The organism is Sphingosinicella sp. SM1-17 (genome assembly GCF_056821765.1).
Genome location: NZ_JBPDIO010000001.1, coordinates 432965 through 448008, shown reverse-complemented (window position 1 = coordinate 448008; position 15044 = coordinate 432965). Strand labels below are relative to the sequence as shown.

At 63.2% G+C, this 15044-nt stretch carries 18 protein-coding genes; 11 read left to right on the top strand and 7 right to left on the bottom strand.

The window, feature by feature from the left end; translation table 11 throughout:
- Positions 1 to 81: 81 nt before the first annotated feature.
- The 6 genes from panB to ACRYLT_RS02325 all read left to right on the top strand — a co-directional run bounded on the left by panB (position 82) and on the right by ACRYLT_RS02325 (position 5828).
- Complete coding sequence (gene panB, locus ACRYLT_RS02350) at positions 82 to 939, top strand: 3-methyl-2-oxobutanoate hydroxymethyltransferase (protein WP_482662506.1); 858 nt, start codon at positions 82 to 84, stop codon at positions 937 to 939.
- A gap of 131 nt (positions 940 to 1070) precedes the next feature.
- The gene (locus ACRYLT_RS02345; protein WP_482662505.1) at positions 1071 to 1817 is read left to right on the top strand and encodes a tetratricopeptide repeat protein; all 747 of its coding nucleotides are present in this window, start codon (positions 1071 to 1073) and stop codon (positions 1815 to 1817) included.
- Positions 1814 to 3133, top strand: coding sequence for an outer membrane protein assembly factor BamB family protein (locus ACRYLT_RS02340; RefSeq protein WP_482662504.1), 1320 nt, complete (start codon positions 1814 to 1816; stop codon positions 3131 to 3133). Before ACRYLT_RS02345 ends, ACRYLT_RS02340 begins: the two co-directional genes overlap by 4 nt.
- A 20-nt stretch (positions 3134 to 3153) precedes the next feature.
- Entirely contained in the window at positions 3154 to 4509 is a 1356-nt protein-coding gene (gene der, locus ACRYLT_RS02335; RefSeq protein WP_482662503.1) for a ribosome biogenesis GTPase Der, read from the top strand.
- Between the two features lie 82 nt (positions 4510 to 4591).
- Complete coding sequence (locus ACRYLT_RS02330; RefSeq protein ID WP_482662502.1) at positions 4592 to 5017, top strand: Hpt domain-containing protein; 426 nt, start codon at positions 4592 to 4594, stop codon at positions 5015 to 5017.
- Positions 5018 to 5084: 67 nt separating this feature from the next.
- Positions 5085 to 5828 (top strand): hypothetical protein, encoded by a 744-nt coding sequence (locus ACRYLT_RS02325; protein WP_482662501.1) that lies wholly within the window; start codon positions 5085 to 5087, stop codon positions 5826 to 5828.
- Between the two features lie 2 nt (positions 5829 to 5830).
- On the opposite strand, the gene ACRYLT_RS02320 is transcribed toward ACRYLT_RS02325, so the two are convergent.
- Complete coding sequence (locus ACRYLT_RS02320) at positions 5831 to 7099, bottom strand: DUF418 domain-containing protein (protein WP_482662500.1); 1269 nt, start codon at positions 7097 to 7099, stop codon at positions 5831 to 5833.
- 175 nt (positions 7100 to 7274) lie between these two features.
- Between ACRYLT_RS02320 and ppa the strand changes: the two genes are divergently transcribed.
- The 3 genes from ppa (at position 7275) to ACRYLT_RS02305 (ending at position 8964) form a co-directional block, all read left to right on the top strand.
- Positions 7275 to 7814 carry an inorganic diphosphatase gene (gene ppa, locus ACRYLT_RS02315; protein WP_482662499.1) on the top strand — a complete coding sequence of 180 codons (540 nt, stop codon included), beginning with the start codon at positions 7275 to 7277 and terminating at the stop codon, positions 7812 to 7814.
- 127 nt (positions 7815 to 7941) lie between these two features.
- Positions 7942 to 8466: a flavodoxin family protein gene (locus tag ACRYLT_RS02310; protein ID WP_482662498.1), complete on the top strand. Its 525-nt coding sequence runs from the start codon at positions 7942 to 7944 to the stop codon at positions 8464 to 8466.
- 123 nt (positions 8467 to 8589) lie between these two features.
- Positions 8590 to 8964, top strand: coding sequence for a YidH family protein (locus tag ACRYLT_RS02305; protein ID WP_482662497.1), 375 nt, complete (start codon positions 8590 to 8592; stop codon positions 8962 to 8964).
- 128 nt (positions 8965 to 9092) lie between these two features.
- Here ACRYLT_RS02305 and ACRYLT_RS02300 read toward each other — a convergent pair whose 3' ends face one another.
- The 5 genes from ACRYLT_RS02300 to purL all read right to left on the bottom strand — a co-directional run bounded on the left by ACRYLT_RS02300 (position 9093) and on the right by purL (position 13336).
- Positions 9093 to 9596 (bottom strand): hypothetical protein, encoded by a 504-nt coding sequence (locus ACRYLT_RS02300; protein ID WP_482662496.1) that lies wholly within the window; start codon positions 9594 to 9596, stop codon positions 9093 to 9095.
- Between the two features lie 165 nt (positions 9597 to 9761).
- Positions 9762 to 10241: a bacterioferritin gene (bfr, locus tag ACRYLT_RS02295; protein ID WP_482662495.1), complete on the bottom strand. Its 480-nt coding sequence runs from the start codon at positions 10239 to 10241 to the stop codon at positions 9762 to 9764.
- Between the two features lie 103 nt (positions 10242 to 10344).
- Positions 10345 to 10515, bottom strand: a complete 171-nt coding sequence (locus ACRYLT_RS02290) for a (2Fe-2S)-binding protein (protein ID WP_482662494.1) — start codon at positions 10513 to 10515, stop codon at positions 10345 to 10347.
- A gap of 70 nt (positions 10516 to 10585) precedes the next feature.
- Complete coding sequence (locus tag ACRYLT_RS02285) at positions 10586 to 10996, bottom strand: hypothetical protein (protein ID WP_482662493.1); 411 nt, start codon at positions 10994 to 10996, stop codon at positions 10586 to 10588.
- A gap of 108 nt (positions 10997 to 11104) precedes the next feature.
- On the bottom strand, positions 11105 to 13336 hold the full coding sequence (purL, locus tag ACRYLT_RS02280; RefSeq protein WP_482662492.1) for a phosphoribosylformylglycinamidine synthase subunit PurL: 2232 nt from the start codon (positions 13334 to 13336) through the stop codon (positions 11105 to 11107).
- Between the two features lie 91 nt (positions 13337 to 13427).
- Between purL and ACRYLT_RS02275 the strand changes: the two genes are divergently transcribed.
- Entirely contained in the window at positions 13428 to 13907 is a 480-nt protein-coding gene (locus tag ACRYLT_RS02275) for a VOC family protein (protein WP_482662491.1), read from the top strand.
- Positions 13908 to 13971: 64 nt separating this feature from the next.
- Here the strand turns inward: ACRYLT_RS02275 and ACRYLT_RS02270 are convergent, their stop codons facing one another.
- Complete coding sequence (locus ACRYLT_RS02270; protein ID WP_482662490.1) at positions 13972 to 14355, bottom strand: hypothetical protein; 384 nt, start codon at positions 14353 to 14355, stop codon at positions 13972 to 13974.
- A gap of 150 nt (positions 14356 to 14505) precedes the next feature.
- Here ACRYLT_RS02270 and ACRYLT_RS02265 point away from each other — a divergent pair, with 150 nt between their 5' ends.
- Positions 14506 to 14796, top strand: a complete 291-nt coding sequence (locus ACRYLT_RS02265) for a hypothetical protein (RefSeq protein ID WP_482662489.1) — start codon at positions 14506 to 14508, stop codon at positions 14794 to 14796.
- Positions 14797 to 15044: the final 248 nt, after the last annotated feature.

The window sequence follows — 15044 nt, the reverse complement described above, 5'->3', positions numbered from 1 at the left end:
CCCGCGCCGGCGAAGCGGCTTCAGCGGCTTGGAGCCGGGACCGGGCTTTGCCACCGCGACGTGTTCGATTAAGCATTCGGCATGTCCACCTACACGATCGACACCGCGACGAGCCGCGCGACTCCAACGCCCGCTCCGATGAAGAGGCTGACGGCACCCGCCGTCATGGCTCGGAAGGGCGGCGAACCGATCGTCGCCCTGACTGCCTACACAATGCGGATGGCGCAGCTCCTCGATCCGCATTGCGACCTGCTGCTGGTGGGCGACAGCCTCGGCCAGGTCATCTACGGGCTCCCTTCCACCATCCCGGTCAGCCTGGACATGATGTGCGCTCATGGCGCAGCCGTCGTTCGTGGCTCCTGGCATGCGCTGGTCGCCGTCGACATGCCGTTCGGATCCTATGAGGAGAGTCCGCAGCAGGCGTTTCGCAACGCTGCGCGCGTTCTCAAGGAGACGGGCGCCGCGGCGGTCAAACTGGAAGGCGGCGAAGCGATGGCCGAGACCGTGGCGTTTCTCGTCGGGCGCGGCATTCCGGTGATTGGTCATGTCGGCCTCACCCCCCAGGCCGTCAACGCGCTCGGCGGCTATCGCGCCCGCGGCCGCGACGACGCCGAAGCCGGCAAGATCCTGGCCGATTCGAAGGCTGTGGCCCAGGCTGGCTGTTTCGCCCTGGTGCTGGAAGGCGTGATGGAGGAGATCGCCATCGAAGCGACGCGTCTCGTTCCCTGTCCGACGATCGGCATTGGCGCTTCGGCACAATGTGACGGCCAGATACTCGTGACCGAGGACATGATGGGCCTGTTCGAGCGAACTCCGCGCTTCGTGAAGCGCTTCGGCAATCTTGCCGGAGAGATCGCCGCCGCCGCCGAGACATATGCGGCCGATGTGAAGAGCCGGAAGTTTCCCACTCCGGACCAGACCTACCACGCCAAGACGTGAGGGTCTTTCCCTTGCGCAGGTGGCCGGTTAAGGAGCGCGTGAGGCGTGCCTCGCTCGAGCGCGTCAGGCCGGCGCCGACAATGTCATTGTGGGGCGGCGCGGGCGCAGTTCCCCTGAACGTGGAGAGTTAAGTGGCGATCAAGCCGAATGACGGCGAGACTTTCCTTCGGGAAGTAGACGAGGAGCTGCGCAAGGAGCGCCTTGACCGGTTCGTCAAACGCTACGGCTGGGCGATCATCGCCGCCATCGTGCTCGTCCTCGGCGCCATTGGCGGCTTCATCTGGTGGCAAAATCGCCAGCAGGAGAAGGCGGCTGCGCAGGGCGAGCAGCTCCTCGAGGCGCTGGAGAATCTCGAAAGCGGCAATCGGAACGCCGCAATGCCGAAAATCGATGAACTTGCGGGCAGCGAAATCGAGGGTTATCGGCTGGCGGCTCTGTTCTCACGGGCCAATGCGCAGATTGCCGCCGGCGACGAAGCCGCGGCGATCACGACGCTCCGGGAAATCGCTGCCAACGAAGAGGTGGCGGAGCCCTATCGTCATGCCGCTCTGGTGCGGCAGACGGCATTGGAGTTCGACCGGCTTCAACCCCAGCAGGTGATCCAGCGGCTTGCGCCGCTCGCCCGTCCCGGCCAACCTTGGTTCGGGACAGCTGGCGAGATGGTCGGCGTTGCCCATCTGAAGATGCGCCGGCCCGACCTCGCCGGGCCACTTTTTGGTCAGATCGGTCGCGATGAAAACGTTCCGCCGTCCATCCGTACAAGGGCCATTCAGATGGCAGGCTCTCTAGGAGTCAATGCCATGGATGAGCCGGAGGGCGGCGGTGCTGCAGCCACCAACTCGGCCGCGCCGGCAGAAGCGAGGGAAAAAGCCGAATGAAGCGTGTTGTCGTAGCGATCGCGATCGTCACCCTGCTAGGCGGCTGCGACATGCTTCGCGGCTCGAGCCGTCCGACTACGCCCACAGTCGGCGAACGGATCCCGGTGCTGGGGCGCGAGACTCAGGTCGAGGTGGACCCGGCGCTTGCCGACATTCCGGTCACTGTGCCGGCTCCCTTCGTGAACACCGAGTGGGCACAGTCGGGCGGCAATGCCTCCAAGTCCATGGGGCATGTCGCTCTTGGCGACGCTCCGGCGCAGGCCTGGAGCGTCAGCATCGGAACCGGAAGCAGCACGAGAGCGCGATTGGCGTCGGAGCCGGTCGTCGCCGCCGGGCGCGTCTATACGATCGACACCCGGGCCAATGTGCGGGCGTTCGACGCCAATACGGGCGCCCAGATCTGGTCGACCCAGCTGCGCGGCGAGAACTCGCCCAGTGCGACTCTGTTCGGCGGCGGCGTCAGCTTCGACGCTGGTCGTGTCTATGCCACGAATGGCGCCGGAGACGCCGCTGCGCTGGACGCCGCGACGGGTGCCATCGTCTGGCAGGTCAAGCCGGGCGGGCCGCTCCGCGGAGCCCCGACCATCGGCAACGAAAATGTCTATGTGGTCAGCCAGGACAATCAGCTTTACGCCCTGAACCAGGCCAATGGCGAAACACGCTGGACCGGCGCGGGCACTTTCGAACTGGCGGGCGTTTTCGGGACGGCTTCGCCGGCTTTCGCCCAGAGCACAGTCGTTGCCGGCTTTTCGTCGGGCGAACTCACCGCCTATCGCTACGAGAACGGCCAGGTGGTCTGGCAGGATGCTCTGACCCGCACCGGGATCAGCACAGTCGTCGGCAATATCTCGGATATCGATGCCGATCCGGTCATCGACAACGGCCGAGTCTTCGCCGTGGGTCAGGGCGGGCGAATGGTCGCGGTCGAACTCATCACCGGCCAGCGGGCCTGGGAAGTCAACATCGCCGGCATTTCTACTCCTTGGGTGGCTGGGGACTGGCTGTTCGTGGTGACGGATCGGGCCCAGCTGCTGGCGATCGCCCGCGCTTCGGGCCGAATCCGCTGGATTTCCCAGCTCGCCCGCTATCGGGACGAGGAGGATCGGAAGGGACAGGTGTTCTGGCGCGGTCCGGTCCTGGCCGGCAACCGGCTCGTCCTGACCAGTTCCAGGGGTGACATCGTCTTCGTTTCGCCGACTGACGGCAGTGTCCTTTCGACGATCCAGACGCGAACGCCGATCTCGCTTCCGCCGGTCGTCGCAAACAACACCCTCTATGTCCTGACGGACGAGGGCCGGTTGACCGCCTGGAGGTAAGAGGGCAGGGCAGCGGCGCCATGCCGAACCTGCCTACCGTCGCAATCGTCGGCCGCCCGAACGTCGGCAAGTCTACTCTGTTCAACCGCTTGGTTGGCAAGAAGCTGGCGCTGGTCGATGATCGTCCCGGAGTCACTCGAGATCGCCGCGAGGGTGATGCGAGCCTGCTCGGGCTCGACTTCCGAGTGATCGACACGGCCGGCTACGAGGATGAGGATCCCGAAACGCTGCCCGGGCGAATGCGGGCTCAGACCATGGCGGCCGTTCGGGAAGCCGACGCGGCCCTGTTCCTGATCGACGCAAGGGCGGGCGTCACTCCGCTCGATGAGGAAATCGCCCGCTGGCTCAGATCGGAAAGCACTCCGGTGATCCTCGCCGCCAACAAGGCCGAGGGTCGAGCCGGCGAAGCAGGAATCCTGGAAGCCTTCGGTCTCGGGCTGGGGGAGCCGATCGCGATGAGCGCCGAACATGCCGAGGGGATCGTGGATCTGTTCGAGCATCTTCGACCGATCATCGAAGGCGGCCAGGGCGAGGAGGAAGAAGGCGATCCCGACGCCGAAGCCCCGCTCAAACTGGCAATCGTAGGCCGTCCCAATGCCGGCAAGTCGACCTTGATCAACCGGATAATCGAGCAGGAGCGACTGATCACCGGGCCCGAAGCCGGAATAACGCGCGACTCCATTGCCATCGACTGGACCTGGAATGGGCGGCCGGTGCGGCTGATCGACACGGCCGGAATGCGCAAAAAGGCGAAGGTGGAGGACAAGCTCGAGAGGCTGTCCGTTGCCGATGCGCGCAGGGCCGTCGATTTTGCGGAAGTGGTCGTTCTTCTGCTCGACGGAACGCGGGGATTGGAGGCGCAGGACCTGCGCATTGCCGACAACGTCCTGGAGGAGGGACGGGCGCTGATTGCCGCGATCAACAAATGGGACGTGGCCGAAAACCAGAGTCAATTGTTCAACGGCATCAAGGCCGCGCTTGATGAAGGGCTCTCACAGGTGCGGGGACTTCCCTTGCTGACCGTCTCCGGAAGGACAGGGAAGGGCATCGATACCTTGCTTGCGGCTGCCTTCGAGCTTCGCGAGGATTGGTCGCGCCGGGTGCCGACAGGTCAGCTCAACCGCTGGTTCGAGGAAGCGATCGAGAAGAATCCGCCGCCGGCGCCGGGCGGCAAGAGGATCAAGCTGCGCTATATCACTCAGGTCGGCGCTCGACCGCCAAGCTTCGTCGTATTCGGCAATCGGACGGAGATGCTTCCGGAGAGCTATCGGCGCTATCTGGTGAACGGGCTTCGCCGCGAGCTCGGCTTCGGTGCGGTTCCGGTGCGGCTTGCGCTTCGTGGACGCGGCAATCCCTTCGACAATAAAGGCGCTTAAGTCGCACCCCAAATCGATCGTCAACTTGCCGTTTACCCAGAACGGATACCTTGCGGAATGAGAGGTGCGGCGAGAGGAGGTCATGGACGGCAACTCCGACAATCTGGTTGATTGGGCGCTATTCTCGGATATGCGCGCCCAGCTTGGCGCGAGCTTCGTCCGAATCCTTGGCTATTTCCGCGAGGATGGAGAGAAAGCCGTTGCCAGGATCGAGGACGCCATGCACCGTCGAGTCTCCGCAGATCTCGTCATTCCCGCGCACACGATGAAGTCGGAGGCGCGCCAGTTCGGTGCGTTCGTCCTCGCCGACTTGGCCGAGGAGATCGAAACGGCGGGTCGACGAGCGGTCGAGTCGCGCATCTTCCCGGATCACATGATCCCCGAAGTGGCTCGACTGCGGCCGCTCTACGCCAAAACCATCGATCTGCTCGAACGCGAAGCCAATCCGCTCGTTTCCCGCCGGCAGAACGATCGAGCGCCAAGCAACCAAGAGTTCGGGCGGCTCTGAACAGCCCCTGATTTCGTTTGCGCCGATCAAGCTGGCAGGCCTAGCTTCCGGACATGGAGGCACGGCAATGAAGCAACTGAAGCTCCTGGCTGCAGGCCTGATCCTGGCGGCGGTCCCAGCGGCTCTGAACGCGCAGCCGGGCGTCGAGCAGGATCTGCAGATTGCAGATGTCGACGTTCTTCGGCGCGCAGTAGCCGAGATTCGGGCCAATCTCTTGCGTCCGGGCGAACGCGTTCCGGACTGGGATCGCGGCGGCGACGACCCTGACGCCGAGCTTCGCGCCCGCGGAGCCGACCGCTTCTACTTCCTGAACCAAAGCGAGGGAGGCACCAGCGTCGGCATCATCACCGACCGGCCTTTCTCCGATTTTGCGCCTCGACACTGGCGGATCGTCGACAGTTATGGCTCGTCGCGCGAAGAATTGCCCAGCCCGCAGCTCGACTTCATTGCGGTGTCGGCGCGATACGTGATCGCGACTCGAACGCAGTTCACGCGTCGGTCGGATGTCGATTGCACGTCTGGCACCAGCAGCGCCTTGCTCTACGAAGTGCCCGACGCCCCAGCGAGCCCGAATGACGAAACCATCCCGGTGATGTTCCGGCTGATCAACCTGGCCATGGAGGGACAGGAAATTTGTGTACGTTCGGAAGGGGACGGCACGAGCGGCTATCGCAGTCGCCTCTTCCTGCCCGACGGAACGGAGCTTCCGGAACTCAATGATGAGGGGATCACCCTGATCGTTCCGGCCGCTCCGCTGGATCGACTGCTGGTGCCGCCGCCGGTCGACAGACCGGAGCCGCCGTCAGGCTGAGCCTATTCCGCGGCGACTGCGGCCGTCGGACCCGAGGGGCGACGCATCGGCTGGAGCTTCCCGCGGGAGAGACTGCGCCACAGCCACTCGAAGGGGCCATAAAGGAAGCGATCAAGCCAGGGCTTGGACCAGAGCAGCATCAGAACCCACATCGCCACGACTGGAAGCCACACTTCGGCCCGTCCCATGGAACCGTAGAGACCGCCGCCATAGCCGTAGAACAAGGTGGTCATGATCAGGCTGGTTCCGAGATAGTTGGTGAACGCGGCCCGACCTGCCGCAGCGATCCGGGCCACCAGTGCACCGCCGGATCGGGTCAGCAGGATGATCAGGGCCGCGGTGGCAAGGATCATCAACGGTCGAACAAGAGTGGTCCCAGTCATCGCCGCCAGCACCATCGGCACCGAATAGTCGTCGCGGACCAGCACCCACGCCAGCAGGAGATAGAGAGGAACGCCGATGCCAAAGCCGATCAGCAAGGCCCGACGATAACGCCGATCGTCCCATTCGCCGGTCAGGAAACCGGTTTTCAGGGCCGCCATTCCGAACAGCATGTAGCCGAGCGTCTCCCAGCCGAACATGAACAGGTTGAAGATCGGCGCGAAGGCCATCTCGTTCAGCCGATGGGAAACGATCCCCCCATAGTCGCCCCGGAAGATGGCGATATCGGCCGCGACCTGTTGCGGCGTAGCGGCGAATTCGGCGGCCATTTCCTGCCACTGCTGGATTGCGGCCGGATCGGCATTCGGCTGGCTTGCCTGAGCGGCCACCGCAAAAAAGCCCGCCGTCATCAGTCCGAAGAGGAGCGTCTGAAAGATGACCAGCCCGATTCCCCACCTGATCAGAGTGCGCGGTCCCTGGTCGCGATAGAACCAGGCGATCATCCCGATCGGGGCATAGAGGCTGAGGATGTCGCCGAACCAGATGAAGTAAAGGTGGAACAGTCCGAACAGCAGCAGCCAGAACATCCGGCTGAAATGAACCTTGCCCGCTGGTTCCCCTTTTGCCTGGGCGCGCTGGATCACCAGAAGCATGCTTGCGCCGAAAAGGAAGGAGAAAAGGCCGCGCATCCGTCCGTCGATGAAGACGAAGCTGAAAAGCCAGGAAACGAAGTCTGCGCTCGTTTCCAGCCCGTAGACCGCAGGGTTCATATAGGCCTGGAACGGCATGGTGAAGGCGATGATGTTCATCGCCAGGATGCCCATCACCGCGATGCCTCGGACCACGTCGAGAGTGACGATGCGCGGTTGAGCCTCGGTCGCTGCACTCATTCCGGACTGCCCCCCCATCGGAATGTCAGGTCGCCGAGACTATCCTATTCAGAGCCCTCTTGATAGGCGCTTCGATCCGCCTTGCCCTGTGCCATGCTCTCGCTAAGGGAGGCGCAACGGCCTCAGCCTCGGCCCGTTCGTCACCTATCCAACTTCAAGCGGTGTAGTCTTTTCCATGAATATCGACCTGATCTCCGTCGGCGACAATCCGCCCGAAAGCCTCAACGTCATCATCGAAGTGCCGGTGGGCGGGGAACCCGTCAAATATGAGTTCGACAAGAAGTCGGGCGCCTTGTTCGTGGACCGGATCCTCCACACGCCTATGCGTTATCCCGCCAATTACGGCTTCATTCCGCACACGCTTTCGCCGGATGGCGATCCGCTGGACGCGCTCGTGATCTCCCGTTCACCTTTCATTCCGGGATCGGTCGTTCGCGCGCGCCCGATTGGGGTATTGTTTCTTGAAGACGAAGCGGGCGGCGACGAAAAGCTGCTGACGGTGCCGGTCGACACCACCTTTCCTTATTATTCCGATGTTTCCGAACGGGCCGACCTGCCATCGATCGTCATGCAGCAGATTGAGCACTTCTTCACCCATTACAAGGACTTGGAAGCTCAGAAGTGGGTCCGGGTCGGCCATTGGGGCGGTGCCGACGACGCCCGGCGGGTCGTTCGGGAATCGATCGAGCGGGCAAAGCAGTCGGTGATCGGCTAGCCGCGACCAAGCGACTCCGGCCGAATTCGGGCTGGACGCGTTGCCGGCCTGCGGGAACCGCCGGGCGCTGGAACATGAGGTGCGGTGAGGAGTCCTGAACCTGGACCTATCGGTGCGGGAGAGACGGATGGCGCTGACCGCGATCGCGCTCAATTGCAGCCTCAGGCGAAGCGTCGAGGAGGACAGCTCCACCGACAGAATGATCAGCATGATCGCAGCCGCGCTCGACCGGCATGGAGTCGCTTTCGCCGGGACGATTCGGGTCGCGGATCATGATGTCCGTCCGGGGGTTACCTCCGATGAAGGAGAGACCGACGCTTGGCCCGATCTTCGCCGCCGAATCCTCGCCTGCGACCTTCTCGTCTTCGGGACACCGATATGGCTGGGGCAGATGTCGAGCGTCGCAAAGCGAGTGGTCGAGCGAATGGATGGCTTTCTCTCGGAAATCGACTCAGCAGGTCGGATGCCGAGTTTCGGCAAGGTGGCCCTGCTGGCAATCGTCGGCAATGAGGATGGGGCGCACGGAGTCACCGCCCACCTTGCCCAGGCTCTGCTCGACACCCGGTTGGACCCTGCCTGCCTCCCCGGCTTGCTATTGGGTTGGCAAGGCGATGCAGAAGACCGATTTCAAGGCGCTGGCAAAGGTGCCTGACACGATCGAGCAGACGGTTGCCATGGCTGCCAGCAATGCGGCGCACCTGGCACGGCTTCTCAAGGAGCGGCCTTATCCCGGATCGGAGCAGGCCGGTTGAGCCGCCGCGGTCAGGAGGCGAAGGTGTCGGATGTGGACGGCGAGAGCGGAAACAGTCGGGTCGAGCTTGCCGAGGATCGGACCCTGCTCGCCAACGAGCGGACCTTTGCCGGATGGATGCGGACGGGTCTGGCGACGGTCGGGATCGGGGTCGGCTTTCATGCTCTGTTTCTGCGAATGGAGCCTTCGTGGGTGCCGAAGGCCATCGCAACCTTGTTCCTCGTCATCGGGCTTGCGGTCGTCGTCGCCGCCGAGCGGCGCGCCTGCACAGTCCGCGACCGGCTGAGTCCTCATGTCGTGGAAAGCGCTCGGGCGATGAACCTCAAGCTGATCACCGCCGCCATGGCAGCCGGCACTCTCGCGCTGATCGGAGCAATTTGGCTGGTGCCGATGGGCTGACTGAAGAGCGGCCGTCAATGGCCCAGAACAGGTCTGATCGCGCTCGACCGTTGCGATTCGGCAGGCGGACGGGATGGTGAAGAAGGAGGCGCGAGCGATGCCCGTGCCTCCTTCTTCGGATCCTAGCCTTAGTTGCCGCTGCCTTCGGCAGTGTTGAGACTGGCCTGGAGCTCGGCCAGGGTCGCGCCAACGACGATACCGTTCGGAGCGGGGGCGACGGCGGTACGCGGCAGCCGGATCTGCTGTTCGCCGAGGCGGACCGTGATCGTCTCGGCGTCAGCGGCTTCGACCGGCCCAACGACGGCGCCATTGCGATCGTGAAGAACGACGCCGACCGCAATCGCTTGCTGTGCCTGGGCGAGGGCCTGATCGACCTGAGCGTTGAGCTGATCGCGGGTAAGCGCAAACAGAATGGCGCTGTCAGTGGCGGTGAAGGAAGACACGGGCAGCCGGACCTCGTGCTTGTCGGTACGCAGAACGAGATGTTCGCCCTGGATCGCGGTGATGGTGCCGACCTGCCCGCCCTGCGGATCGGTAACGGTCGCGCCAACGCGCAGTTCGGCCGAGGCCGGGACGGAAAGGAACAGGCCCGCCGCGGCGGCGGAGGCGAGGAAAAGCTTGCGGAAGGTCATTGCGTCTCCTGGTACGAGATTGAGGTTGCCGCCCCAAAGGAAAGGGCCGCATCGGAGATCAGGCTAAACGCTAGCGCCGACTCAAGGCAAGCCCTGTGGAAACCCGGTCCCGGTGACCGACCATGAGGGATCGGCCATCAGACAGGAGGGGTGCTGGCCAGCGGCTCAGTCTTCGGCGGGCTTGCTCTGCAACTGGATATAATTCTGCAGCCCCATCTGTTCGATCATGTCGAACTGCTTTTCGAGCATGTCGACATGATCTTCCTCATTTTCCAGGATTTCGGAGAAGAGGTCGCGACTTACATAGTCGCGCACGCTTTCCGCATGCGCGATCGCTCCCTTGAGCTGAACGATCGCCTCCCGTTCGAGTTCGAGATCGGCCCGCAATATCTCTTGGACATTCTCACCGACACGAAGCCGCCCGAGCATCTGGAAGTTCGGCAGCCCCTCGAGGAAGAGGATGCGCTCTGCCAGACGGTCGGCATGCTTCATCTCGTCGATCGATTCGTGGCGCTCGAATTCGGCGAGGCGCGCAATCCCCCAATTGTCGAGCATCCGATAGTGCAGCCAATATTGATTGACCGCGGTGAGCTCGTTCTTGAGCGTCTCGTTGAGATGCTGGATGACTTGTTCGTCGCCCTTCATTGCGGGTCTCCTTTTCGCCTGAGCCTATAACGCAGGCGAAACCGGAAAGCACCGCAAAAACGGCAGAAAACTGCGAAAAATTAGCCGATAATGAAAAGGATTTTCAAGCCGCGTTCCGCTCCGCGGCGATGATTTCGCGTGCGAATGAGAAGCATTGGCCACAACGCGGCTTGCGGCCGCACAGCTTGTAGGCGCTGGTCGGGCATGAGGCGCCGCTGCGCGCGGCGTTGCGCACTTCGGATTCGCGAATCGCGTTACAGACGCAGACGATCATGGAGATCGGATGTATCGATAATGCGACTGGCTCGCAATAGCGCCGTTGCCGAATGGCAAAGAAGAATCGCCTAGCGTCGCTCCCGACGAACGACGAGCTTCAAGCCGGACCAGATCGAGTCGATGGCGCAGACCTTGATATCCACCATGTCGGTGTGCGGCAGAACGAAGTCGCGAATGGCGTTCTCGCTGATGTCAGTCGGCCGCTTGGATGCCTTCTTGGGCCAGCTGACCCAGATAAAGCCTGCGGATGACAGTAGCGGCCTCAGCGCAGCCAGCTTGCGCTTCATCTCGACTCGGGCGCTGACGAAGATATGGGCGCAATCGATCGGCGCCTCCGGGCGATCCAGAAGGGTCAATTCAAGGCCGTCGCGCCGGATCTCCTCCTGAACCGAATGCGGCATCCCGTCCCACCAGATCCGAAGACCCGGCTTGAGCGACAGCTTCCGGGCAAGCGGAGTGCCGCTATAGCCTGAAGACACTTGGCCGCTGTTCAATCGCCAAGCCGTGGGAAGGTGCCAGAGGGCCGCGAAGCTCGGGAGCCGCCGACATTGCGAAGATCCGGACCTTCCTTGAAGCGCCGTTGGCGACTAGGCCGCCGCCAGGCTCGCGCCCATGAGTTGCGGAAAGAAGCTCTCGTGCGCTGAACGAAGCTCCTCGATCGACACGCAATCGTCGCCATCGGGCAACTCGAAGATCAATCGCGTGCCGACGGTGCGCCCGATCGCTTCCACTTCCACGCCTGCGGCATGGGCTCGAGCAAGGAAGGTAAGCAGGCAATTGTCGCAGATGGTTGCGACGTAAAGCGCCTGGTCCTCGGCGAAATAGGCGGCGCGCCCGCCGGGGAGGGCCTTGTTGATCAGGGCGCCGATATTCGAGGCGAGAGCCATTTCGGCGAGCGTCACCGCGATCCCGCCATCGGACACGTCGTGACAGGCAGTAATCGCTCCGCCGGCGATGGCCGCCCGGACGAACGCGCCGACTCTTCCCTCGACTTCGAGGTCCACGGGTGGCGGCGGGCCGGCGTCCTTCCCCTCCTGGCCATGAAGCTCGCGCAACCAGAGGGACTGCCCGAGATGACCCTTGGGCTCGCCGATGACGACGATCACGTCGCCCACGCCCCTGAAGGCGATTCCGACGGCGCTCTCCCAATCCTTGATCAGCCCGACCCCACCTATTGCCGGGGTGGGAAGGATGGCGCTGCCGCTTCCGTCTTCATTCTTGGTTTCGTTGTAGAGCGATACGTTCCCGCTCACGATCGGGAATTCGAGAGCGGCACAGGCCTCGGCCATGCCTTCGATGCATCCGACGAACTGCCCCATGATTTCCGGCCGCTGCGGGTTACCGAAGTTCATGCAGTCGGTGGCGGCAAGCGGGCGTGCGCCCGTCGCACTGATGTTGCGGTAGGCTTCCGCGATGGCTTGCTTGCCCCCTTCATAGGGGTCGGCATAGCAGTAGCGCGGAGTGACGTCGGTGGTCAGGGCCAGCGCCTTCTTCGTGTTGTGGACCCGGACCAAGGCGGCATCCCCGCCCGGAGGTTGGAGCGTGTCGCCGCCAACTTTCTGATCATATTGCTGCCAGATCCACCGGCGGGACGCGAGGTCCGGCGTCGCCATCAGCTTCAGCAGGTCGGTGGCGATATTGTGGCACTCGGGGGCACGAGCGAGCGGTGCCGGCGGCTCGGTCCTCACATGGGGGCGATCATAGCAGGGCGCATCGTCCCCGAGCGGCCCCAGCGGGATATCGGCGGCCGTTTCCCCGTTCCACTTGAGGACCAGCCGACCGGTGTCCGTCACCCGCCCGATCACCGCGAAATCCAGTTCCCACTTGCGGAAGATCGCTTCCGCCTCGGCCTCCCGGCCAGGCTTCAGCACCATCAACATGCGTTCCTGGCTTTCGGAAAGCATCATCTCGTAGGGCGTCATTCCTTCTTCGCGGCACGGAACCGCATTCATGTCGAGTTCGATGCCCACGCCGCCCTTGCTCGCCATCTCGACGCTCGACGAAGTCAGTCCGGCGGCGCCCATGTCCTGAATGGCGACGATGGCGTCGGATGCCATCAGTTCGAGACAGGCTTCGATCAGCAGCTTTTCGGTGAACGGATCGCCGACCTGAACGGTCGGACGCTTCTCCTCGCTGTCTTCGGAAAAGTCGGCGCTGGCCATTGTCGCGCCATGGATCCCGTCTCGGCCGGTCTTGGAGCCGACGTAGACGACCGGGTTCCCCACGCCTGCGGCGGCCGAATAGAATATCTTGTCCGAGTCGGCGATCCCCACCGTCATGGCGTTGACAAGGATATTGCCGTCATAGGCGCGATGGAAATTGACTTCGCCGCCGACTGTCGGAACGCCGACACAATTGCCGTAGCCGCCAATCCCGGCGACGACTCCGGCGATGAGATGCCGCATCTTGGGATGGTCCGGCCGGCCGAAGCGCAGCGCATTGAGGTTAGCCACCGGCCGGGCGCCCATGGTGAAAACGTCGCGCAGGATTCCGCCGACCCCGGTCGCCGCGCCTTGATAGGGTTCGATATAGGAGGGGTGGTTATGGCTCTCCATTTTGAAGATCGCCGCCTGACCATCACCAATGTCGATGACTCCGGCATTCTCGCCTGGACCCTGGATGACCCACGAGGCCTTGGTCGGAAGCTTCCTCAGGTGGATCCGGGAACTCTTGTAGGAGCAGTGCTCCGACCACATCACCGAGAAAATCCCGAGCTCGGTCAGGTTCGGCTCGCGTCCGAGAGCGTGAAGGACGCGCTCATATTCTTCCGGTGAAAGGCCATGCTCGGCGACGGTCTCAGGGGTGATGCTGTTCGGCATGCGCGCGCCTCTATTTCATCGAATTCGGTTTGTCGAAGAAACTCCGCGACACTATGGGGATCACCTTTTGTTCACATGGAAGGAGGGTCCCATGAACGTCCGCCCGATACCCGAGGGTTATCACAGTGTTACGCCTTACCTGATCGTCGACGGAGCCGCCGAGGCGATTCGGTTCTATGAACGTGCATTCGGCGCGACGGAGGTGCTGCGGATGCCGATGGGTGATTCCGGCAGGATCGCGCATGCCGAGATCAGGATCGGCGACTCACACGTGATGCTTGCGGATGAGTTTCCGGACATGGAGTTGCTCGGTCCGGTGAAGCGAGGCGGAGCGACCGCCAGCCTGCTGATCTACCTTCCCGATGTGGATTCCGCTTATTCCCGAGCGATCGAGGCGGGGGCCATCGAGGAGCGGCCGCCCGAGGATCAATTCTGGGGTGATCGGATGGGGACCCTGAGGGATCCGTTCGGTCATCGCTGGAGCCTCGCCACCCATATCGAAGACGTTGGCGGCGAGGAGATCCAGCGTCGGATGGAGATCGTGTTCGGCCCGCAGCCGAAGCCGGTCTGAGCTAAGGGGCGGAAGGACCGGGGCCGGCGCGGCGTCGCCGGCCCTCGATGTTGATCGTCAGAAATCAGGCGCGGCAGGTCTGCGCCGGCTTGTCCGGAGTGGTGAAGGTGATCCGCTCGTCATTGGCGCTGACCGAATAGCCGGAGCCCGTATAAGGCGGGTTGCCGCCCTCGGCGGTGAGCACGGCAACCGGCACACCGCCGCGGTCCGTTCGGACGTTGGCCGTGTTGTTCGACAGGAAGTCGATGTAGACGAGACTATTGTCGGCGCAACGATAGGTCCGGCTCGCCTGGATGATCGGCGGCGCCTCGACCGGGGCCGCATTCTTGAGTGCCTCAGCCTGCGGGTCATATTGGTTGACGGAAATCGCCTCCGGCTCGCTGTTGCAGGCCGCGAGGGTGGCGGACGCCGCGATGGCAGCGGCGGCGAGGAAACGGGTCTTCTCCATGGACGAGCCCCTTCGCGGGTGCAGCATGCCACGTCAAGCGCGACTTTGTGGCGAATTGTCGCGCCGCAGCGATTTCTTCGACGAACCCGGGTCGGGGGTTCGACAAATGCTTTGGCACCGACTAAATCTGGTAACAGAGTGCGTGGAAAGATGACAGCGACGATGCAGCGGGTAAGGATCGGGCTGACCGGCCTGGCCTTTGTCTTTCTCGCCGTTCTGATGGCAGCCGTTTTCACGAGCCAGCCCGCTGTCGAGGAACCGATCACGGCCAATCTGATCGAGCAACAGGAAGCCGGTGCGCCTGCCGAAACGCCGGTTCCGCCCGCTCCAAAGGCAGAAGCGGAGCCGCTCGCCGAGCTTGGCGTCGCCCCCGGCAAGGCGGAGACCAATTCGGCAGCTCCCGAACCCGCTCCGCCCTCAGACCAAGAGCCTGCCCGCTAATCTCGCTGAAGGATTCGCCTGCAGATCCTGCTGCTGGCTCAACCCACCGACTTATCCACAGCCCCTAAGCACGGAACAAATATCGTACAAAGACCAGAACAGACCGCGAATATCCATCTCGTGGCATGAAATCCCCGAAAATGGCATGAAAATCCCTTCCAATCCCAAGGTCTTTGGGTTATCCACCGAGGCCTAGTTAGGGGCATTTCCTGTTCAGCCGCGACACCACGCCGGCGCGTCGACGCGCA